The sequence below is a fragment of the Streptomyces sp. AF1A genome (assembly GCF_047340315.1).
GTDB lineage: Bacteria > Actinomycetota > Actinomycetes > Streptomycetales > Streptomycetaceae > Streptomyces.
In genome coordinates this window covers 1-20,504 of record NZ_JBLEBI010000014.1, presented here as the reverse complement: position 1 = coordinate 20,504, position 20,504 = coordinate 1, and the positions used below count along the sequence as shown (strand labels likewise).

Genomic DNA, 20,504 nt, shown 5'->3' with positions numbered 1-20,504 from the left:
GGGCTACGTCGGGCGAAGGGTCAGCGTGAAGGGCGCCCGCCGGGCCTCAACCCGGCGAGCGCCCTTCGGGGGCGTGGCGAGCCCCCGGCCGCTAGGGCCGCTGCCGACGGTCCGGTGTCCGGCGGGCGGGCTCGATCTCCTCGGACCCGATCTCCTCGGACCCGAGGTCGTCGGACCCGATCTCCTCGGACCCGAGGTCGTCGGACCCGAGGTCGTCGGACGTGGTGTCCACCGCTACGGGATCGAGGACGTGATCGCCGTACAGGTCCTGGAGCCAGTTGATCTGGTAGACGGTGTCCAGGTACCGCTCGCCGAGGTCCGGCGCGATCGCCACCGCGGTCAGGCCGTGGGTGTCGTGCCGGGCCAGCCAGTCCGTGGCTCCGCTGACCACCGTCCCGGTGGAGCCGCCGAACAGGTAGCCCCGTCTGGCCAGGCGGTGGCACGTCCGGATGGTGTCGGCCTCCTCCACCCGGACCACCTCGTCCACGAAGGACTCGTCCAGCAGCGGTGGGCGCATGCTCATGCCCAGGCCGGGGATCATCCGGCGGCCGGGCTCGCCGCCGAAGGCCACGGAGCCCACGCTGTCCACGGCGACGATCCGCACCGGCCGGTGCCACTGCCGGAAATAGCGTGCGCAGCCCATCAGGGTGCCGGTGGTGCCCGCACCGATGAACAGGACGTCCAGGCCCGGGAACTCCCCGGCGATCTCCGGGGCCGTCGTGCGGTAGTGCGACCGCCAGTTGCCCGGGTTGGTGTACTGGCTGAGCCAGACGTACCGCTTGTCGGAGTCGCACAGCCCGCGGACGTACTCGATCCGCGTGCCGAGGAAGCCACCGTTGGAGTCCTGGTCGGCGATGATGTGCACCTCGCTGCCGAGGGCCTCCATCAGCAGCCTGGTCGACAGGTTGCAACGGGAGTCCGTCACACACAGAAACCGGTACCCCTTGCTCGCGGCGATCATGCTGAGCGCGACACCGAGGTTCCCCGAGGAGGATTCGACGAGAATGGAATCCGGCGTCAGAACTCCGTCACGCTCGGCGCTCTCCACCATCTCGTTCGCGGCCTTCAGTTTGATGGAGCCGGCGAAGTTGAAGCCCTCGCACTTCAGGAAGAGGGGGTGTCCGCAGATCGACTGCAGGTCGACGAAGAGGTGACCCTCGTTGAAGGCGTAGGGTGCGGAAATGACAGGCACGGCGGGCCTCCTGGTGCCAGGCCGAGGAACGGCCTCAGCCGTAGCGGCGCAGGTCGTGGAAGAAGTCGTCGATGAGGCGGAGGTCACCCGCCCGGGATACTTCGTCGTAGACGTACTTGCCGACGGCGAGGTCGAGGACACCGAGTCCGAACGGAGAGAAGATCACCGGCCGGTCGGTCGGCGGGGCGGCTCTCCCGAGCATCACGTCGTTGAGCGTGCCGTTCAGGAAGTCGCGGTCGCCGGTGCGCTGTTCGACCAGATGCGGCGACGTGTCGGCCTTGAGGCAGTGCTCGACGTCGTCGACGAAGTTGGCCGAGGCGAGCAGGACCTCGGGGGCGAGGTCCCGCAGGGACACGTGGAGCACCAGCGGGTTGTGGGAGAACCACGCCGGGTCGGTGACATGGGGCTTGCCCGCCACGGTGGCGAAGACCACGAGGTCGCTGGAGCGGACCAGGTCCTCGGCGCTGTCGTGAACGGTGACCTGCCCGGCGGCGCCGGCCTGGCGCAGATAGCCGCTGAAGCCCTCGGCGCTGTCGGCGGACACGTCATGCACGCCGATCGCGTCGAACGTCCAGCCGGTCCCGGCCAGGAAGGTGTGGATGTACCGCGCGATCAGCCCCGTGCCGAAGAACCCGACCCGGCTGGGGCGGGTCCGGCCGCGGCTGAGCCAGTCGGCCGCCAGCGCGGCGGACGCCGCGGTCCTGGTGGCGCTGATGATGGAGCTCTCCAGACAGGCGAACGGATAGCCGGTCACCGGGTCGTTGAGGATGAGCACGGCGGAGGCCCGCGGCAGCCCCGCGCGCACGTTCTCCGGGAAGCTGGAGATCCACTTCACGCCGTCCACGTGGACCGACCCGCCGATGGAGGCCGGCAGCGCGATGATCCGCGCCGTGGGGCGGTCGGGGAAGCGCAGGAAGTACGACGGCGGGTTCACCGAGTCCCCGGCGCCGTGCAGCCGGTACGTGGCCTCGACGAGTTCCACGAGTTCCTTCTCGTGCCCGCTCAGCGCCTGCTGCACCTGCTCGCCGGAGATCACGGCGAACGTCGGCGTGGAGGGCCGTCCGGACGCGGCCGGCTGAGTGGCGGTCGACAGCACGTCGGTCATCGCTCGCTCGCCTCCTTCGCCGGGCTGCCGTCGGCCAGACGGCGGGGATCGGCCATGCCGACCAGCACCTGCCGCTCTCCGGTGAAGGGCTCCCTGCTGTGCGCGGTGCGGATGTTGTCCACCAGCAGCAGATCGCCGGCCTGCCAGGGCTCGCGCCGGGTGTGCGCCTCGTAGGTGCTGTTGAGCTGCTCCACGACGTCCTCGCCGATCGGACTTCCGTCGCCGTAGCGGGTGTTGAACGGCAGTCCGTCCGCGCCGTACTCGTCCACCAGGTACTCGCGCACCTCGGGGGCCAGGGTCCACTCGTTGAGGAAGGCGATCTGGTTGAACCAGCAGCGCCGGCCCGAGACCGGGTGCCGTACGACGGCGCTGCGGCGCTGCTCGGTGTACAGCGACCCGTCGGGCCGCCAGGTGAAGTCGATGGCGTGCGCCCGGCAGTACTGTTCGATCTCGGCGCGGTCGCCGGTGCCGAACGACTCCTCCAGGGTCGCGCCGATCTCCTCGTTGTAGGTGCGGGTCAGCAGCCAGCCCTCACGCTCGAACCGCTCGGTGAGCGCGGCGGGCAGTGCCTGCAGCACCTCTTCGGCGTCGGCCACGGCCGTCGCCCCGCCGTCCTCCGGAGGGGTGAGGCACGCGAACAGCATCAGGCCGGGCACGTCCAGCGTGTAACTCAGCTCGTGGTGCATGCACATCGGCTGGTTGGCCGGCCAGGCCGTGGAGGAGTACACCCCCCGGCCGTGGGCCTCGCGGGGCGCGAACGCCTCCCTCTCGGTCATCAGCTCACCGGCGAGCGCGGCGAAGACGGCACCGACCTGGTCCGCGTCCCGCAGTCCGAGCCCGCGGACGACCAGCGCCCCGTGCTCGGTGACCTGCGCGCGCAGCGCCTCGCGGTACTCGGCGGCCCAACCCGGGGCGTCGCCCGGGGGGCCGACGCGCAGCAGCGCGGGTCTGTGCGGCCGCAGCTCCACCTCGAGCGGTGCTGCCAGGGATGAGAACGGCATTTCGGTTTCCTTTCGGTTGCCCGTCCGGGGGTTGGGCGGGGCTCAGGACGTGGCCATGGGTGCGGTGGCACGCAGCACGGCCTGCGCGGCCTCGGCCGGACGGGTGCGCGGGAAGTAGTGGCCTCCGTCGGCGAGTTCGTGCAGTTCGACCTGGTCGGCCACGAGCAGCCAGTCCCGGTGGTGCTCGGTGTGCCCGGTGGTGTGCGGGTCGTCGGCCGCGACGACCACCGTGACCGGCGCGGTCAGCTTCGCCCTGGGTGGGTGGTCCAGGGCCGCGCAGAAGTAGCGGTGCGCGGACACGCAGTCGTGCCGGTACACGGCGCCGATGTGCTCGGCGTGCCGCGCGTTCAGTTCGGCGAGTTCGGTGTAGCCGCTGTCCGCGGCGAGCCGGGCGGCGATCTCCGTGTCACTCAGGCTCGTCAGTTCGTCGACGGCGGCGCGCCGGTCGGCCGCGGTGCCCAGCAGTTGCGCACCGACGAACACCCGCGTCACCTCCACGCCTCGCTCCTGCAGCCGCCGGGCCGTCTCGATGGCCGGGGCGGCGCCCGACGAGTGGCCCCACAGCATGACCCGGGTCAGGCCGCGCGCGCCGATCTCGTCGGCGACCCGCTCGGCGACCTGCTCGATCGACGCGAACGGCTCCTGGTGCGCGGCCAGGTCGTGCCCGGGCAGGTCCACCGCGAGCACCGCCAGGCCGCCGTCCGCCAAGGCGCCCGCCATCGGCCGGTAGTTGACCGCGTTGCCGCCCGCGTACGGGAAGCACACCAGCGCGCCCTGCGGCCTGCCGTCCGCCTCCGACAGCGGCTGGAGCAGTTCCGCGTGCCGGCGTCGCGCGCCGTCGAGCAGGGCGGCCAGGTCGGCGAACACCGGGTTGCGGGTGATCTCCTTGAGGGACACGGCACGGTCCAGCGCGACGGTGAGTTTGACCGCCGTCAAAGAGGTGCCGCCGGAGTCGAAGAAGTGGTCCGTGCGGCGGATCTGCTGCTCGGTCACGCCCAGCACCGTGGCCCAGGCCGCGGCCAGCCTCCGCTCGGCCGGGTTGAGCGGGGCGTCGCCCTCGCCCTCGGCCGTGGCGCTGTCGGCGGCCGGTGCCATCTGTTCGGCCAGTCCGGTCAGGGCCTTGCGGTCGATCTTCCCGTTGGCGGTCAGCGGGAGGGTGTCCTGCCAGTGGAAGGCCGAGGGCACCATGTAGGCGGGCAGCACCGAGCCGAGCGCCTCGCGCAGCACCTCCGGGTCCAGGCGCCTGCCGGTGTGGAACGCGATCAGGTGCTTGCTCCCGCCGGCCCGCTCGGCGACGACCACCGCGGCGTCCCGCACGCCGTCCACCCGCAGCAGCGAGTTCTCGATCTCACCGATCTCGATGCGGAAGCCGCGGATCTTGACCTGGTTGTCGCGGCGGCCCAGGAACTCCAGCTTGCCGCCGGGGTGCCAGCGGCCCCAGTCACCGCCCAGGTAGAGCCGCTCGCCGGGCCGGTACGGGTCCGTGCGGTAGGCCTCCCGGGTCCGTTCGGGGTCGTTGACGTAGCCGCGGCCCACGCAGACACCGGAGAAGGCGATCAGCCCGGGGGCGCCGAGCGGCACCAGCGACAGCTGCTCGTCCACGACGTAGACGCGCACGTTGTTCACCGCCCGGCCCAGCAGGACCCGGTCGGGCACCCGGTCCAGGACCTCGTGGTTGGTGTCGTCCGACGTCTCCGTCAGCCCATAGGCGTTGAGCAGTTTGACATCGGGCTGAACCGCGAACCAGCGCTGGACCAGCTCGCGTTTGAGCGCCTCACCGGTCACCGACACGCAGCGCAGGTCGGGCAGTGCGCGCGGGTGCTGTTCCAGGTACGAGACCACGACCTCCAGGTAGGAGGGCACGACTTGCGCCACGGCGACCCGGCCGCGCACCAGCGTGTCCAGGAACCGCTCGACGTCCGTGATCACGTCCTGTTCGACCAGCAGGGTCCGCCCGCCGACCAGCAGAGCGGAGATCAACTGCCACAGGGAGATGTCGAAGCACTGCGGGGCCGTCTGCGCCACCACGGAGCCCTCGCCGATCCCCAAGTCGTCGATCTTGGCGTGGAGGTGGTTGAGCATGCCCGCGTGCTCGCACATCGCGCCCTTGGGCGCGCCGGTGGAGCCGGACGTGAAGTAGATGTAGGCCAACTGGCCGGAGTCGACCGGGACGCCCAGGTCGCCGTCGGCGTGCGGCTCCGCGTACGCCGTGCCGACGGGCAGCTTCTCGATTCCCGGCAGTGTGGCCAGCGCCTGGTCGAGGGTGCCGGTGCTGCCGGATTCGGTCAGGACCAGCCGGCAGCCCGCGCGGGACAGCGTCGCCGCGATGCGGCCGGGCGGGAAGTGCGGCTCGATCGGCAGGTAGGCGCCGCCCGCCTTGAACACGGCCAGCGTCGCCGCGAGCCAGTCGAGGTTGCGCTCGGTGACGACGGCGACCACGCCCTCGCGGTCCAGTCCCCGGTCCAGCAGGGCCCGAGCCAGCCGGTTCGCGCGCCGGTTGAGCTCGTCGTACGTCCACTCCTGCCCGCCGTGCGCGGCCGCCACCGCGTGCGGGTGCGCCCGTACCCGCTGCTCGAACAGTTCATGCGCCCGCGCGTCCGGCAGGGGCCGGCGGGGACCGGCGAGCCCTTCCAGTTGCTCGCGCACCTCGTCGGCGGACAGCAGGCTCTGCCGTGCGTGGTCGGCGCCCGGATCGGCCGCCATCAGCCGGAGCGCGGTCACGTGGTAACCGGCGATCCGGGCCGCGGCCGCCGCGTCCAGCACGTCCCTGCGGTACCGCAGGCGAAGGATCAGGTGCCCGCCGAGGTCGGACCAGCGCACATGCAGGACACCGTCGTCGGCATGGGCCTCGGCGGCCCCCAGCGGGCCGAACACGACCTCGTACGGCGGCTCCGTCATCCCCAGTTCGCGCCGCAGCTTCTCCACCGGGAACTCCCGGTGCGCCAGCACCTGCGCCTCGGCGTGCTCGGCGGCCTCCAGCAGGGCCTGCCAGGAGCCGGGTGGCACGGCCAGCCGGCACGGCAGCGGCTCGCCCCGCACCCCGGTGGTGTACCCCGTCACCACCTCCGGCTCGCCGGACAGCACGGCCAGCACCTTGGCGTGTGCGGCCAGCAGCAGCGCGCTGACCGGCACTCCCCGGCGCCGGACCAGGCCGCGCACCGCCTCGGCGACGTCGGCGGGCACCGGCGTCTCGTGCTCGGCCGCTCCCGGAGCCGGCTCCCTGACCCACCGCGGCACCGTGGTGACACCGCCGGCGGTCAGCGCACGGCTCCAGAACTCACGGTCCGCTTCCACGTGCGTTCCCATCGAATGGCCTTCCTCAACTCACGTTCGCCGCAGCGGCGTCGGCCGCTGCCGTTGTCCGCCCGGTGCCGATGGACCTGCTGCCGGTCTCCGGCATCTCCACCGCGGGGTTGCCGCCCCACCGGGCGTTCGGGGGCACTTCCTCGCCCTTCATGAGGAAGGAGTCGGGTGCGAGCACCGAGCCGTCGCCCATGGTCACGCCGTAGTGCACATGGGCGGCGACGCCGAGCGTGCAGCCCGTACCGAGCGTGCTGCCGTCGGACTTGAAGGTGCCGTCCTCCTGCGAGTGGCACTGGATCTTGCTTCCGGCGTTGAGGGTGCACTCGTCACCGATGGTGGTGAGCGTCCGCTCGGTCAGGTAGCAGCCGTCGTCGAACACCCGGCGGCCGATGCGCACGCCCAGCAGCCGCCAGATCAGGCTCTTGAAGGGGGTTCCGTTGAACAGGTCGAGGAAGTGGTCCGGCACCTTCCACAGCCGCTCGTGCCACCAGAAGTAGGGGTCGTAGATGGAGCAGAGCTGCGGGCTCAGCGCGCGGAACCGGCCGATGCAGCGCTCCACCAGGACGAAGTACGCGGCGGAGAAGCCCAGCGTGAAGGCCAGGTATCCCCCTATCACCAGGTTCCCGGCCGTGCCGTAGAGGTCCACGGAGACGAGGCCGAACAGGGTGAGTGCGAAGGTGTGCAGCCACCGCGCGAGCAGCATGAGCGTCATCGAGCGCAGGTTGTAACGGTTCTTCGCGGAGAGCCGGTTGCGCAGCTCGTCGCCGGTCCGGAGGTGGTCGAACCGCGTGTCGCGGTCCACCGATCGCGGGATCTCGAAGCACGGTGAGCCGAGCAGACCCACGCCCTCGCGGACCTCCCCGTCGAGGGGAACCATCACCTTCGTCGCGAGCAGGCAGTTCCCACCGGTCCTGCCGCCCGCCGGGTAGGCGATGTTGTTGCCGAGGAAGTTGTGCGGCCCGATCGAGACCCGGGAGAGCTTGAAGGAGGTGCTGGAGAAGTCCGCGTTGATGACGGACAGTCCGTCGGCCACCATCGTGCCGCTGCCCACGGACACCAACAGCGGTGTCTCGTGCTGGACTTCGGTACCGAAGTTCGAGCCGGTCTGCTCGACGTGCGACAGGTCGTATCCGAGCCCGCGGAGATAGTGCACGATGTACGAGCTGTCACCGAACAGCCAGGCGAAGAACTTGATGTTCGTCAGCCGGGCGGTCGTCCGCTGCAGCGCGTAGTGGAACCCGTAGAGCGGGTAGACCTTGTCGGGCTTGACGGCCAGGCCCAGCAGGCGCGGCACGGTGTACAGGGCGATCAGGCCCAGCACCAGGAACCCGAAGAACAGCACGGCCGACAGCAGCAGCGCGTCGGGGACCAGTTCCGCCGGGCTCAGCTCCACCGTCTGCGGGTCCAGCCGGCTGCCGATCGCGGGCACCGCGTGGAAGACCATGTACACTCCGCCGACCGCCAGCGGTACGTACAGGAAGAGCGTCTGCAGGAGCATGGTGAGGCTGAACCATGCCCGGCGCCCGGTGCCGCACTTGGCCGGTGCGACCCGTACGTAGTCGACGTCGGTGGGCTCCGCCGGGGATCCGTGCCAGTGCTCGCCGTCGGGGATCGACTGGCCGCGGTGCAGGGCGGAGGAGTGGCCGAGCTGCGCGCCGTCGCCCATCGAGGTGTCGATGTCCAGGACGGTCTTCTCGCCGATGTACACGTCCCGGCCGAGCGTGATCCGGCCGGTCTGGATGCGCCCGGCGTGGGCCCGGTAGCCGAGGAGGAACGAGTCCTTGCGGATCACCGTGCCGGAGCCGATGGTCAGCAGGTCGGTGCAGACGGGGACGGAGGGCGAGAGGATGGTCACCCCCTTGCCGATCCGCGCGCCCAGGGCCCGCAGATACAGCACGAACAGGGGAGTGCCGACGAAGAGGATCATCGGGTTCGCGTGGAGCAGCACCTTGACGAGCCAGAAGCGCAGATATGCAAGGCTCCACACGGGGAACTCGCCCGGTTTCCAGCGGCCGACGAGAAGCCATTTTGCGACGATCGGGAAAACACACAGTGTGATCAGTCCGATGTCTCCGAATACAAGCGCGCGCAGGTAGATGTCGGTCACACCCGAACCGTCGGAGATCCACTCGTACCCCATGGCGGTCGCGAATCCGGAGGCGAGGGAGTAGCACAGGAAGATCAGCAACTGGAGTGTTCCGCACAGGACATGGTTCCAGCGGCCGCTCTTTGCCGGCGGGGCCGGTGGTGTCTCGGGTTCCGGCGCCGGCGTGGCCACCGCTGACTCGGCCGGAGCGGCCTCTGTGAGAGCCGCCGCCAGGCTCCGGATGGTGGGATACCGGTAGATGTCCTTCATGGAGGGGGACGGCAGGTCCTCGCGCTTCCGCACCCGTGCGCAGAACTGGGCCATGACCAGGGAGTTGGCGCCGAGATCGGTGAAGAAGTGACCGTCGACCGGTACTTGCTCCGCGTGTACGACCTCGGCGAGCGCCTGCGCGAGTTTTCTCTCGGTCTCTGTTCCCTGAGGGCCGGAGCCGTTCACCGTGACGGCAGGTGATTCCGGCCCGATTATATCGATCTCGGAGGACTGCTCCACCATTCGATCTCCTGGAAAACGTTCTGGATCGTTCATGCTCATTTCCTGATCACGAACCGCGAGTTCAGTTTGGACAGGGCATCGGCAGATTGCCACTTCGAGTCGATTGCCATGCTTGTGGGAAAGCGTCTATGAGACCGTAGTTTTCGGCCTGGTGCGGGTTGCGATGCGGTACGGATCACCCGAATGGCGGTTCACTCGTGCGGCAGATGGGCGAGTGGAAGAACATGAGTGCGGGAGGTTCTGACCGGGCCTCGGGCACATTCGCCCGGCGAGTACGGCGCGGATATGCCCCCGTGCGGCCGGGCGGAGCGAGGGGCGCGAAAGAAGAGCCGCAGGGGGAAGTCTCGGCACCGCCTTGACGAGGCCGGTGTGCCGGAAGGCCCGGGCGTACGGCGGACGCGGTCAGTAGCGCAGGGCCGTGCCGACCGTCGCGCGGATCTCGCCGCTCAGCTTCCGGTTGCTGCGGGCCGTGCCCGTGCCCGAGGCGCCGGCGGCCACGTCCTTGACGGTCATCACGACCACGTCCAGCAGATTGCCGTTCCTGTCCGTGAAGTTGACCAGGACGGCGAAGGACTTGGCGGAGCCGGCGGTGTTCCTGGCGGTCACCCCGACCGCGGCCCGGCCGTCGCCGCCGATGGTGACCGTGCCGAGCGTCACCTGGTTCTTGGCGTTCACGCCGCCCTTGGCCTCGTCCAGCTCGCGCCTGGCCTGCGCCGAGGCCGAGGCCAGGGCATCGGTTCCGCGGGAGGCGAGGGAGGAGGCGGCGGAGGCGGCCGCCGACGCCGCCTTGCTGACGTCGCCGGACGGGCTACCGGAGTCGCCGGAGCACCCTGCCGCCGTGACCGCGACCAGTGCCGCACCTGCCGCACCCCGTGCCCAGAGCCCTGCCATGACGCGTCTCCCGTGACGACGGAACGAACTGTTCCTCTCAGTGAAGGGTGCGGGTGCGGGCCCCGCACACCGGGTGCGGCGCCCGGGGCGCGCAGGCACCCGAACGGCTGTCCTTCCGTAGCCCTTCCGGCCTGTTCGGACCGCACGGTGCCGGGCGCTCGGTGGGTCGACCGGCGCAGCAGTCGGTCCGTCAGCGACGGACAGGGCGACCGGCCTTCGCGGGGACGATGCGGCCGGGGGCCGGTGCCGTGTGCGCACCTTCGAGGGGCCCGGCTCCTGTCCGCCGGGTGCGGTCGGTCTCGCCGGGCGGGTCCGGCGGCTCTGACGGATAGTGGAGGGGTGGCGGGACCGCGTCCCTGACAGTTCCCCGACCCTCTGGAGGCCCGATGCCCTCTTCACGGTCGCTGGCCGCGCTCACCGGCGTCGCGTTGCTCGCCGTCGCGCTCACTGCGTGCCAGGACAAGGCGTCCGGGATGGTCGAGGCGCGCAACGGCGCGAGGCTCGTGGAGTCCCTCAGCAACCCGCCGACCGAGGGATGCCACACCTTCCGGGAAGGCGTGACCCAGGTCCTCAACCAGACGCAGAGCAACCTGATCCTGTACACGACCCCCGACTGCACCGTCCCGCCGGGCGGAGCGAGCAACTACCTGGACATCGGGGCGTCGGACGTGGCCGTCCCGAGCACCGGGCCGTGGCGCAGCTTCTCCTTCGCGCCCGAGTGACCCCGAGCGAGGCGGCAGGTGCGGCTCACAGGTTGATCATGTGTCCGGCCAGGCCGTGGACGGCCTCCTGGACCGCCTCGCCGAGCGTCGGATGGGCGTGGACGTTGCGGGCGATTTCGTGGACGGTCAGGTCCCACTTCTGCGCCAGGGTCAACTCGGGCAGCAGCTCGGTGACGTCCGGTCCGATGAGGTGCCCGCCGATCAGCTCGCCGTACCGCGCATCGCTGATCAGCTTCACGAAGCCGGCGGCGTCGCCCAGTCCGTGCGCCTTGGCGTTCGCGGTGAACGGGAACGTGGCCACCTTGACGTCGTAACCCAGTTCGCGGGCCTGGGCCTCGGTGTAGCCGAAGCCGGCGATCTGCGGCTGGCAGAAGGTGGCCCGCGGGATCATGGCGTAGTCCAGCTCCATGGTCTCCGCGCCCGCGAGTGTCTCGGCGGCGATCACGCCCATCGCCTCGGCCGCGTGCGCGAGCATCAGCTTCGCGGTGACGTCTCCGATGGCATAGAGGTGCGGCACGTTGGTGCGGCAGCGGCCGTCCACGTCGATCGCGCCGCGCTCGGTGACCCGCACACCGGTGTTCTCCAGCCCGTAGCCGCCCACGTTGGGCGCGAAGCCGAGCGCCTGGAGGACCTTGTCGGCCTCCAGGACCCGCGGGGCGCCGTCCTTGCCGGTGACCGTGACGCGGACGCGGGGGCCGGATTCGTCGATGGAGCCGACGCGGGTGGAGGTGAGCGCCTCGATGCCCAGCCTGCGGTACTGCCTGGCGAGCTCGGCGGAGACATCGGCGTCCTCCAGCGGGGCGAGCCGGTCAAGGAACTCGACGATCGTGACCTTCACCCCGTAGTTGTGCAGGATGTAGGCGAACTCGACGCCGATCGCGCCGGCCCCCGCGATGATGATCGACTCCGGCAGGTCCTCGGCGAGGATCTGCTCCTCGAAGGTGACCACGCGCGAGGTGCGGCGGGTGCCGGGCAGCATCTTGGCCGTGGCGCCGGTGGCGATGACGGCGTGGTCGAACCCGATGGTGCGCGTGTCGCCGTCGAAGCCGGACACCTGCAGGGTGTGGGGGTCGAGGAACGTGCCGTGCCCGTCGATCTCCGTGATCCCGTTCTTCTTCATCAGGTAGTGCACGCCCCTGACCCGGCCGTCGGCCACCTTGCGGCTGCGGCGGAACGCCTCGCCGTAGTCGAAGGAGACCTGTCCGTCGACGCGGATGCCGAAGGTCTTCGCCTCGCGGGTGAAGACGTGCGCCAGCTCGGCGTTGCGCAGCAGGGCCTTGGTCGGGATGCAGCCGACGTTCAGGCAGATGCCGCCCCAGTACTTCCGTTCCACGACGGCGACGCGCTTGCCCAGCTGGGCGGCGCGGATCGCGGCGACGTAGCCACCGGGGCCCGCGCCGAGCACCACCACGTCGAACCGGTCGTCCTGCTCGTCCGTCATCGATGCCTCCTGAGGCGGGACGCGTTCCGACTCCGGCCAGAGGTCCCCGTTCGGAGCCGGCGGCAAACTGCGCCGCTCGCCGCAGTGGCGGACTTCACTCGCGCGGTCCGGTCGCTTCTCGGTCCGGCCCCATCTGGTTTAGTCTTCAACCACTGGGTGCCGTGAGGAGGTCGCACCATGACGGAACTCGGACCGGCCGACACGGTCGGCATCCTGCGGCAGCCCGGCGTGCGGACCCGGCACAGCAGCTCAGGGCTCGGATGGGACCGGCTGTACCTCGCCGCCCAGGAGGAGCAGCCCTACCACGCCGCGTTCGATCCCGCCCCCACGCACCTGGTCATCCTGCACCTCAGCGGCCCCGTCACCGTACGGCGCGGACGGGGCGCGGACCGGCGGTCGGGGACGATCCCGGCCGGTGGGCTCTTCCTGCAGCCGGCCGGCCGCACGCTCGCCGTGGAACTCGGCGGGCGCCTGGAGACGATCCACGCCTACCTCACCGACGAGGCCCTGCGCGACGCCAACGACGGGCGGCCCGTGGAGCTGTCCGAGGAGCTCGGGGCCAGCGATCCCCTCACCGAGCAGCTCATGCTCGCCCTGGAAGGCACGGTGCGCTCCTGGGAGCCCTCGGCCCGCACCTACGCCGACCAGCTCACCGCGATGCTCGCGGCTCAGCTCGTGCGCCGCCACGGGGCCGGCGCGGCACCGCCCGCGCCCGACCGGGCCGGGCTGTCCCGCCGGCAGCTCGCCGCCGTCCGCGAGCTCATGGAGCAACGGCTCGCCGAACCGCTGCCGATCGCGGACCTCGCCGACGCGGCCGCGCTGAGCGCGAGCCAGTTCACGCGGAGGTTCCGGGCGAGCACGGGCAGGTCGCCCCACCAGTTCCTGCTGCGCCTGCGTCTGGACGCCGCGTGCCGGCTGCTGCGCACCGGCTCCGACCCGATCGCCGAGGTGGCCGCCGCCTGCGGGTTCTCCCACCAGGAGCACCTCACCCGGGTGATGCGCGCCCGGCTGGGCACCACCCCGGCCGCGCTGCGCCGCTCCGGCTGAGCGGATACCCCGCGGCCTCGCCTCAGCGCTCCAGCACCAGTGCCAGCGCCTGGCCCACCCCGATGCACAGCGCGGCCAGGCCCGTGCCGCTGCCCGCGGCGGCCAGCTGGTGCGCCACGGCTCCGGTGATGCGCGCGCCCGATGCGCCCAGCGGGTGGCCGATGGCGATGGCGCCGCCGCGCGGGTTGACCACCTCCGGATCGAGCTCGGGAAGCGCGGCCAGGCACGCGAGCACCTGCGCCGCGTAGGCCTCGTTCAGCTCGACGGTGTGCAGGTCGCCGGGCGCGACCGCCGCCTTGCCGAGCACCTTGCGGACGGCGTCGACGGGGCCGAGCCCGAAGTACTGCGGCTCGATGCCCGCCACGGCCGCCGCCCGCACCCGGGCCAGGGGCTCCCGGCCGATCGCCGCGAGCCCGTCCTCGTCGGCGAGCAGCAGCGCGGCCGCCCCGTCGTTGAGCGGCGAGGCGTTGCCCGCCGTGATCGTGCCGTCCGCGACGAAGGCGGGCCTGAGCCGGGCCAGGGCCTGCAGGGAGGTGTCGTCCCGGATGCCCTCGTCGCGGTCCAGGGCCACGCCCCCGACGGGGACGACCTCTCCCGCGTACGCGCCCTCGCGCCAGGCACGTGCGGCGTTGCGGTGGCTGGCCAGGGCGAACGCGTCCTGCGCCTCCCGGGTGACGGCGTGCTTGGCGCCGACGAGCTCCGCGCTCTCGCCGAGCGGGATCGTCCACTGCGCGGGCATCCGCGGGTTCACCATCCGCCAGCCGAGCGTGGTCGAGTACAGCTGTCCGTCCTTCGCCGGGAAGGCCCGCTCCGGCTTCGGCAGCACCCAGGGCGCGCGGCTCATCGACTCCACACCGCCCGCGACCGCGATGGAGGCGTCGCCGAGCGCGATGGCGCGCGCCGCCTGGACGACGGCCTCCATGCCGGATCCGCACAGCCGGTTGACGGTGGCGCCGGGCACGCCGACCGGGAGGCCGGCGAGCAGGACGGCCATGCGGGCCACGTCGCGGTTCTCCTCGCCCGCGCCGTTGGCGTTGCCGAGCAGCACGTCGTCGATGCGCGCGGGGTCCAGGCCGGGGCTGCGGTCGACCAGGGCGCGCAGCACTCCGGCGGCCAGGTCGTCCGGGCGCACGCCCGCCAGGGCGCCGCCGTAACGGCCGAAGGGGGTACGGACGGCGTCGACGACGTACACGTCACGCGGTCGCTCGATCATCGGTCGCTCCCGGCGGGAATGACGAGTGACGGTGTCAGGTCCGCCGCCTGATCGACCGTCACCTGTGGTGCGAGCTCGACGAGTTCGAGCCCTCCGGGCGTGACGTCCAGGACGCACAGGTCGGTGATGATCCGGTCCACGCAGCCCCGGCCCGTGAGTGGCAGCGTGCACTCCTCGACGATCTTGGAGTCGCCGTCCCTCGTCAGGTGCTCCATGAGCACGACCACCCGGCCGGCGCCGTGGACGAGGTCCATCGCACCGCCCATGCCCTTGATCATCCTCCCGGGCACCGCCCAGTTGGCGAGGTCGCCGCGGACCGAGACCTGGAGGGCGCCCAGGACGGCGGTGTCGATGTGGCCGCCGCGGATCATGCCGAAGGACAGTGAGGAGTCGAAGAAGGACGCTCCCGGCCGTACCGTCACCGTCTCCTTGCCCGCGTTGACGAGGTCGGCGTCGACCTCGTCGGGCGCGGGGTACGGGCCGACGCCGAGCAGCCCGTTCTCCGAGTGCAGCACGACGCCGACGCCCTCTGGCAGGAAGTCCGCCACCCGGGTGGGCAGTCCGATGCCCAGGTTGACGTAGTCGCCGTCGCGCAGTTCGCTCGCGGCGCGCGCCGCCATCTCGTCCCTGCTCCAGCTCATCGCTCGCGCACCGTCCTCTTCTCGATTCCCTTGTCGGCCGCCTGCTCGGGGGTCAGCGCCACGACACGCTGCACGAAGACCCCCGGCAGGTGGATCTCGTCCGGGTCGAGCACGCCCGGCTCGACCAGCTCCTCCACCTCGGCGATCGCGATTCGGCCGGCCATGGCGGCCAGGGGGTTGAAGTTGCGGGCCGCGCGGCGGAAGACGAGGTTGCCGTGGCGGTCCCCGCGCGCCGCCCTGACCAGCGCGTAGTCCGTGGTGATGGCGTGCTCCAGGATGTGGTCCACGCCGGCGAAGGTCCGCACCTCCTTGGGCGGCGAGGCCACGGCGACCGAACCGTCCCGCGCGTACCGCCAGGGCAGTCCGCCGTCGGCGACCTGCGTGCCCACGCCCGCCGGGGTGTAGAAGGCCGGGATCCCCGCGCCGCCCGCCCGCAGCCGCTCGGCGAGCGTCCCCTGCGGCGTCAGTTCGACCTCCAGCTCGCCCGCGAGGTACTGGCGGGCGAACTCCTTGTTCTCACCGATGTACGAGCCGGTGACCCGGGCGATGCGGCCCGCGGCCAGCAGCACGCCGAGGCCGCGGCCGTCGACGCCGCAGTTGTTCGACACAACCGTCAGGCCGCTCGCCCCGCTCTCGTACAGGGCGCCGATGAGGACCTCGGGGACACCGCTCAGCCCGAAGCCGCCGACGGCGAAGGACCGTCCGTCCGTCACGTCCGCCAGGGCCTGCCGGGCCGTGGCCACCACCTTGTCCATTCCGCCTCCTCCTACCGGGCCAGCACCCGGCGCAGGGCGCCGAGCAGCTCCTCGCCGGCCGACCGCTCGCTCGCGGGGGCGGTGGCGCGGCGCCAGGCGACATGGCCGTCGGGGCGCACCAGCACCACGCCGTCCTCGGCCGTCTCGCAGACCCGGCTCCACTCGCCGTACGCGTCACGGCAGTCGTCGTCGCCGATGCGCACCACCCGCAGGGGCACGCCGAGCTCCGCCCGGCACGCGCGCGCGGCCGCCTCCCAGACCCCGCCCGACAAGCCGGTCAGCACGGTGAAGGCGCCGGCGCCGACGACGTCCAGGGTGGACAGCCGCTCGCCCCGCCCGTCGACGAGCCACGCGTGCGGCAGTTTCGCGCCGGGGCGGGTGGTCGGCCGCGCCACCAGTTCCGGGTCGTCCTCCCATATTTCGCCCGGGCCGTCGTCGGGCAGCACCGCCGCGGAGACGTAACGCTGGTTCATCTCGACGCCGTGCGCGTTGAACTCGTAGTTCTTGAGCCGGATCGCCTCTTCGAGCAGGCGCCGCTTCTTGGCTCCCTCGGGCGTCGGCGCGCCGATCGCGGCGAGCCCCTCGGCGATGGCCGCGTGGTCTCCGCCGCCGCCGATGCCGAGCACCTCGAAGATCGGGCCGAACTGGTCGCGGCTGAGGTTGGCCCGCTCGACGATCTGCCGCCCGACGGGGGCCCGTTCGGCGGAGTAGGAATCGAGCAGCCCCGGTCCGGCCTCGCCCCGGATCACCATCGCGAGCTTCCAGGCGAGGTTGTAGGAGTCCTGAACGGAGGTGTTGGAGCCGAGCCCGTTGGACGGCGGATGACGGTGCACGGCGTCGCCGGCGCAGAAGACCCTCCCCGACGAGTACGCCGAGGCGTAGGCGTGGTTGACCGTCCACAGTGACGTGGAGGTGATCTCCACCGGCAGCTCGGGGTCGCCGACGAGGTCGCGCACGATCCGCCGGGCCGATTCCTCGTCCACCTCGGGCGGCGGCTGCTCGATGTCGTAGCCCCACACCAGCAGCCACTCGTTCCACGGACGGACCATGCGGACCAGGCCCATGCCGATGCCACCGGTCTCCGCCCCGGGCTGCAGCACCCAGTACAGGACGCTCGGCCGGTGGGCGCAGTACCGGGAGAGGTCGGCCTTGAAGACGATGTTCATGCTGCCGGCCTTGGCCATACGGCCGTCGAAGGGCAGGCCGAGCTGCTCGGCGACCGCGCTGCGCCCGCCGTCCGCGCCGATCAGATAGCGGGCCCGTACGGTGAACTCGTCGCCGCGGACCCGGTCGCGCAGCAGCGCGGTGACGCCGTCCTCGTCCTGGGTGAAGCTGAGGAACTCGGTGTCGAAGCGCACCTTGGCGCCGCGGGCGGCCGCGTTGTTCACCAGGATCGGCTCCAGGTAGGTCTGCGGCAGGTCGATCATCTCGCAGGGGCTCTTCGCGGCGTACTCGGTGGCCGACGCGGGCCCCGTGCCCCAGCTGCGGATGCGGCCGATCTCGTGCCCCGTCAGGGAGGTGCACAGCACCGTGTCGCCCATGAGGTGGGAGGGGCTGCCGACGGCCAGCGCCTCGGACTCCACGCCCAGGTCGCGCAGCACCTCCATGGTGCGCTGGTTGGTGATGTGCGCCCGCGGCGTGTTGGCGAGCCAGCCGTACTTCGTCACCAGCAGGGTGCGGATGCCGTAGGTGGCCAGCAGCAGCGCGGCGGAGCCCCCGGCGGGGCCGCTGCCGACGACGAGGACGTCGGTGTCGTACGCGTCGTGCGCGTCGGTGAAGGTCATGGGGCGCTCCTCGGTCATCCGGCCAGGGGGGCGAGGCGGAAGGTGTAGTCGAGCCGGCGCCACTCGCCGTCGACCCGGCGGCCGTCGGGGGTGGGTCCGGACCGCGGGGCGAAGTCGACGACGAGCGCGTCCTTGACGCCGAAGACGGTGTCGCTGTCGAGGTAGGCGCCGCCGGCCACGAACAGCTGTGTGATGAGCCGGGGATGGCCGGGCGCGTCGATCATGAAGTGGAGGTGCGGTGCCCGGAAGGGATGGCGTCCCACCGCGTCGAGCATCTGTCCCACCGGTCCGTCGGCCGGGATCGGGTAGTCCGAGGGCAGGATGGACCAGAACGTGATCCGCCCGTCGGCGCCGGTGCGCAGCCGGGCACGCAGCACCGGGCCTTCCAGATCCGGGAGCTGGACGTCGTAGAAGCCGTCCTCGTTGGACTGCCACACGTCGACGACCGCGTCCTTGAGCGGCTCACCGGCGGTGTCCGTGACCCGCACGTCCACCCAGAGCGGGGTGCCGGGCAGTCCCGCGGCGATGTCGCCGCCGTGCTCGGTGTCGGGCGGGCCCTCCACGTAGAAGGGACCGAGCACCGCGGACGGAGTGGTCCCGGGCGTACGGGAGTTGGTGAGCAGATCCACCGCGCTGGAGACGCCGAGCGTGTCCGACAGCAGCACGAACTCCTGCCGGGTCGGGGTGCAGGTCTGACCGGTGCGGGTGAGGAAGTCGATGCCGTACTGCCATTCGGCGGCGGTGACGTCGTTGGTGGCGACGAAGGTGTGCAGATGCCTCACCAGGTCGGTCAGCAGGGTGCGCACGCGCGGATCGGGCGCCTGAGCGAAGCTGGCCACGACCTGTTCGGTGAGCCGGGCGAGCTGGGCCCCTGCGGAGGGGAGCTCCGCGGGGCGGCGTCCGTGCCAGGCGCCGCGCAGCAGGTCCGCGATGCCCTCGGCGGTCAGCTCGCGCGGGTTCGGGTACGGCGTCGAGACGGCCAGCCCGGCCGCGCGGGCCAGGCCGGACTCCGGCATGCCGAGGTCGCGCAGCGAGGTGGGGCCGCCCAGGGAGGCCACCAGGTCGTACACGCCGCCGGGCGCGTCGGGCACCCCCAGCGCGTCGGCGATGCGGCGCATCACGTCGGGCACCGCGGGCGCGTTGTAGGCCATGGCGTGCGGCAGCACGACGGTGTGCGTCTCGGCGTGCGGCAGATCGAAGGCACCGCCCAGGGTGTGGCACAGCTTGTGGTGCAGGCCCATGCCCACCGTGGCGAGGCAGGTCCCGGCGAGCCAGGCCGCGTGCAGCAGGTCGGCGCGCGCCTCCCGGTCGGCCGGGTCGGCGGCCAGGCGGGGCAGTGCCCGTGCGATCCGGGAGACGGCGTCGAGGGCGTGCCGGTCGGTGACCGGGTCGGCGTCGGGGGAGTACAGGGCCTCGACGGCGTGGGCGAGCGCGTTGACGCCGCTCGTGACCGTCAGGGGCAGCGGCAGCGTCAGGGTGAAGTCGACGTCGTAGACGACGGTCTCCGGCAGGATCTCCGCAGACGACCGGGTGACCTTCCGGCCGTCGCGGGTCTCACCGAGGACGGGGGTCACCTCCGAGCCGGCGTACGTGGTCGGCAGGATCAGCTGCGGCAGCCCCGTGCGCAGCGCCAGCGCCTTGGACAGGCCGGTCGTCGAGCCGCCGCCGACGGCGACGATGCCGTCCGCGGAGGACCCCTCGAGAACCTCCAGGGCCCGCTCGGTCACCTCGACCGGGGTGTGCATGGCCGCGCCGTCGAACTCCGCGGCCAGGAGGCCGCCGAGTTCCCGGCGGACCCGTTCGGCGGTCGCCGCGAGGGGCCCGCCGGCCAGCAGCAGCACCCGGGAGCAGCCGAGCCGCTCGACCTCCTCGCGGAGGCGGCTCACCGTGCCGGCGCCGAAGACCACCCGCGAGGGGTGGGATGTGTGGACGAACGTCCGCATCGAACTCTGCCTCCGCATGTCATCCGGTCGCGTCGGTCGCTTGGAGCACCGAGTATGCGAAGGACGCCCGCGGAACTCCTGCACAAAGCACGCGCCCCGCTGCACGAAAGGCGCGAGCGGGGAGCGTCGGGAGAGGCGGACCGGGCAGGGTCAGGCGGTCGCCTCGTCGAGGAGTTCCAGCACGTGCCGGTAGGGGCGGCCGGTGGCGCGGGTCATGCCCATCTCGCAGGTGCGGTTGCAGGAGGCGTACGCGTCGTACGTGCCCGCGCTGATCTCGGCGGCCTGGGCGGCGGTGGCGCTCGCGGTGATCTCCGGGTGCAGCAGGCCGCGGTCGCCGGCGAACGCGCAGCAGCCCCAGGCGTCGGGCACGGTGACCTCGTCGCTCACCGCCGCGGCCACGGTGCGCAGGGCGCCGTCGATGCCCAGGTGCACGGTGGAGCAGGTGGGATGCAGGGCGAGGCTGCCCAGGCGGCGGGGCTCGGGCAACGCGGGGAGCAGGTGCTCGGCGGCGAAGGCGACGCTGTCGACGAAGCGCAGGGCGGCGAAGCGGGCCCGGCCGGACTCCGGGAGGGCGCCGGGCAGTTGCTCAAGGCCGTGCGTGCAGGAGGACGCGTCGCAGACCACGGGCAGCCGGCCCCGGTCGCTCGCCTCCCAGAGGGCCTCCAGGGTCCGCGCGGCCATGGTGCGGTGCCCGGCGGTGAAGCCCTTGGACTGCCAGGGGGTGCCGCAGCACAGGCCGGACAGGCCCTCGGGCACGGCGACGGGCACGCCCGCCCGGTCGCACAGCCGCAGGAAGGCGGCCGCCGCCCCGCCGGAGGCGCCCTGTGGGGCGAAGACGCTGCCGATGCAGGCGGCGAAGAACACCGC

Annotated in this window: 15 protein-coding genes; 2 read left to right on the top strand and 13 right to left on the bottom strand. The window is 72.0% G+C overall.

All coding sequences use genetic code 11. The features are described 5' to 3' along the window. Positions 1 to 91 precede the first annotated feature (91 nt). From sbnA to ACLU3S_RS07005, 6 genes are all read right to left on the bottom strand, one after another. Positions 92 to 1,192, bottom strand: coding sequence for a 2,3-diaminopropionate biosynthesis protein SbnA (gene sbnA, locus ACLU3S_RS07030; RefSeq protein WP_413950878.1), 1,101 nt, complete (start codon positions 1,190 to 1,192; stop codon positions 92 to 94). Between the two features lie 34 nt (positions 1,193 to 1,226). After that, entirely contained in the window at positions 1,227 to 2,297 is a 1,071-nt protein-coding gene (sbnB, locus tag ACLU3S_RS07025; RefSeq protein ID WP_413950877.1) for a 2,3-diaminopropionate biosynthesis protein SbnB, read from the bottom strand. After that, positions 2,294 to 3,298 carry a TauD/TfdA family dioxygenase gene (locus tag ACLU3S_RS07020; protein WP_413950876.1) on the bottom strand — a complete coding sequence of 335 codons (1,005 nt, stop codon included), beginning with the start codon at positions 3,296 to 3,298 and terminating at the stop codon, positions 2,294 to 2,296. Before ACLU3S_RS07020 ends, sbnB begins: the two co-directional genes overlap by 4 nt. A 42-nt stretch (positions 3,299 to 3,340) precedes the next feature. Further along, positions 3,341 to 6,604, bottom strand: coding sequence for a non-ribosomal peptide synthetase (locus ACLU3S_RS07015; protein ID WP_413950875.1), 3,264 nt, complete (start codon positions 6,602 to 6,604; stop codon positions 3,341 to 3,343). A 13-nt stretch (positions 6,605 to 6,617) separates the two neighbouring features. Beyond that, positions 6,618 to 9,200, bottom strand: coding sequence for a Pls/PosA family non-ribosomal peptide synthetase (locus ACLU3S_RS07010; protein ID WP_413950874.1), 2,583 nt, complete (start codon positions 9,198 to 9,200; stop codon positions 6,618 to 6,620). A gap of 402 nt (positions 9,201 to 9,602) precedes the next feature. After that, positions 9,603 to 10,091, bottom strand: coding sequence for a hypothetical protein (locus tag ACLU3S_RS07005; RefSeq protein WP_413950873.1), 489 nt, complete (start codon positions 10,089 to 10,091; stop codon positions 9,603 to 9,605). 386 nt (positions 10,092 to 10,477) lie between these two features. Between ACLU3S_RS07005 and ACLU3S_RS07000 the strand changes: the two genes are divergently transcribed. Beyond that, a complete protein-coding gene (locus tag ACLU3S_RS07000) occupies positions 10,478 to 10,813 on the top strand; it encodes a hypothetical protein (RefSeq protein ID WP_413950872.1) in 336 nt (111 codons plus the stop codon). A 25-nt stretch (positions 10,814 to 10,838) separates the two neighbouring features. On the opposite strand, the gene lpdA is transcribed toward ACLU3S_RS07000, so the two are convergent. Next, positions 10,839 to 12,254, bottom strand: a complete 1,416-nt coding sequence (gene lpdA, locus ACLU3S_RS06995) for a dihydrolipoyl dehydrogenase (RefSeq protein WP_413950871.1) — start codon at positions 12,252 to 12,254, stop codon at positions 10,839 to 10,841. A gap of 177 nt (positions 12,255 to 12,431) precedes the next feature. Between lpdA and ACLU3S_RS06990 the strand changes: the two genes are divergently transcribed. Then, a complete protein-coding gene (locus ACLU3S_RS06990) occupies positions 12,432 to 13,301 on the top strand; it encodes a helix-turn-helix domain-containing protein (RefSeq protein ID WP_413950870.1) in 870 nt (289 codons plus the stop codon). Positions 13,302 to 13,323: 22 nt separating this feature from the next. On the opposite strand, the gene ACLU3S_RS06985 is transcribed toward ACLU3S_RS06990, so the two are convergent. The 6 genes from ACLU3S_RS06985 to ACLU3S_RS06960 all read right to left on the bottom strand — a co-directional run. Further along, on the bottom strand, positions 13,324 to 14,514 hold the full coding sequence (locus ACLU3S_RS06985; RefSeq protein WP_413950869.1) for a thiolase family protein: 1,191 nt from the start codon (positions 14,512 to 14,514) through the stop codon (positions 13,324 to 13,326). Further along, the gene (locus tag ACLU3S_RS06980) at positions 14,511 to 15,155 is read right to left on the bottom strand and encodes a CoA transferase subunit B (protein ID WP_413950868.1); all 645 of its coding nucleotides are present in this window, start codon (positions 15,153 to 15,155) and stop codon (positions 14,511 to 14,513) included. The genes ACLU3S_RS06985 and ACLU3S_RS06980 overlap by 4 nt, the downstream gene beginning before the upstream one ends. Next, entirely contained in the window at positions 15,152 to 15,910 is a 759-nt protein-coding gene (locus tag ACLU3S_RS06975) for a CoA transferase subunit A (RefSeq protein WP_413950867.1), read from the bottom strand. The genes ACLU3S_RS06980 and ACLU3S_RS06975 overlap by 4 nt, the downstream gene beginning before the upstream one ends. A gap of 11 nt (positions 15,911 to 15,921) precedes the next feature. Then, positions 15,922 to 17,694 (bottom strand): FAD-dependent oxidoreductase, encoded by a 1,773-nt coding sequence (locus tag ACLU3S_RS06970; protein ID WP_413950866.1) that lies wholly within the window; start codon positions 17,692 to 17,694, stop codon positions 15,922 to 15,924. A gap of 14 nt (positions 17,695 to 17,708) precedes the next feature. After that, positions 17,709 to 19,637 (bottom strand): maleylacetate reductase and hydroxyquinol 1,2-dioxygenase domain-containing protein, encoded by a 1,929-nt coding sequence (locus ACLU3S_RS06965; RefSeq protein WP_413950865.1) that lies wholly within the window; start codon positions 19,635 to 19,637, stop codon positions 17,709 to 17,711. A 150-nt stretch (positions 19,638 to 19,787) separates the two neighbouring features. Beyond that, the coding region (locus tag ACLU3S_RS06960) for a (Fe-S)-binding protein (protein WP_413950864.1) at positions 19,788 to 20,504 on the bottom strand (717 nt) is incomplete at its 5' end.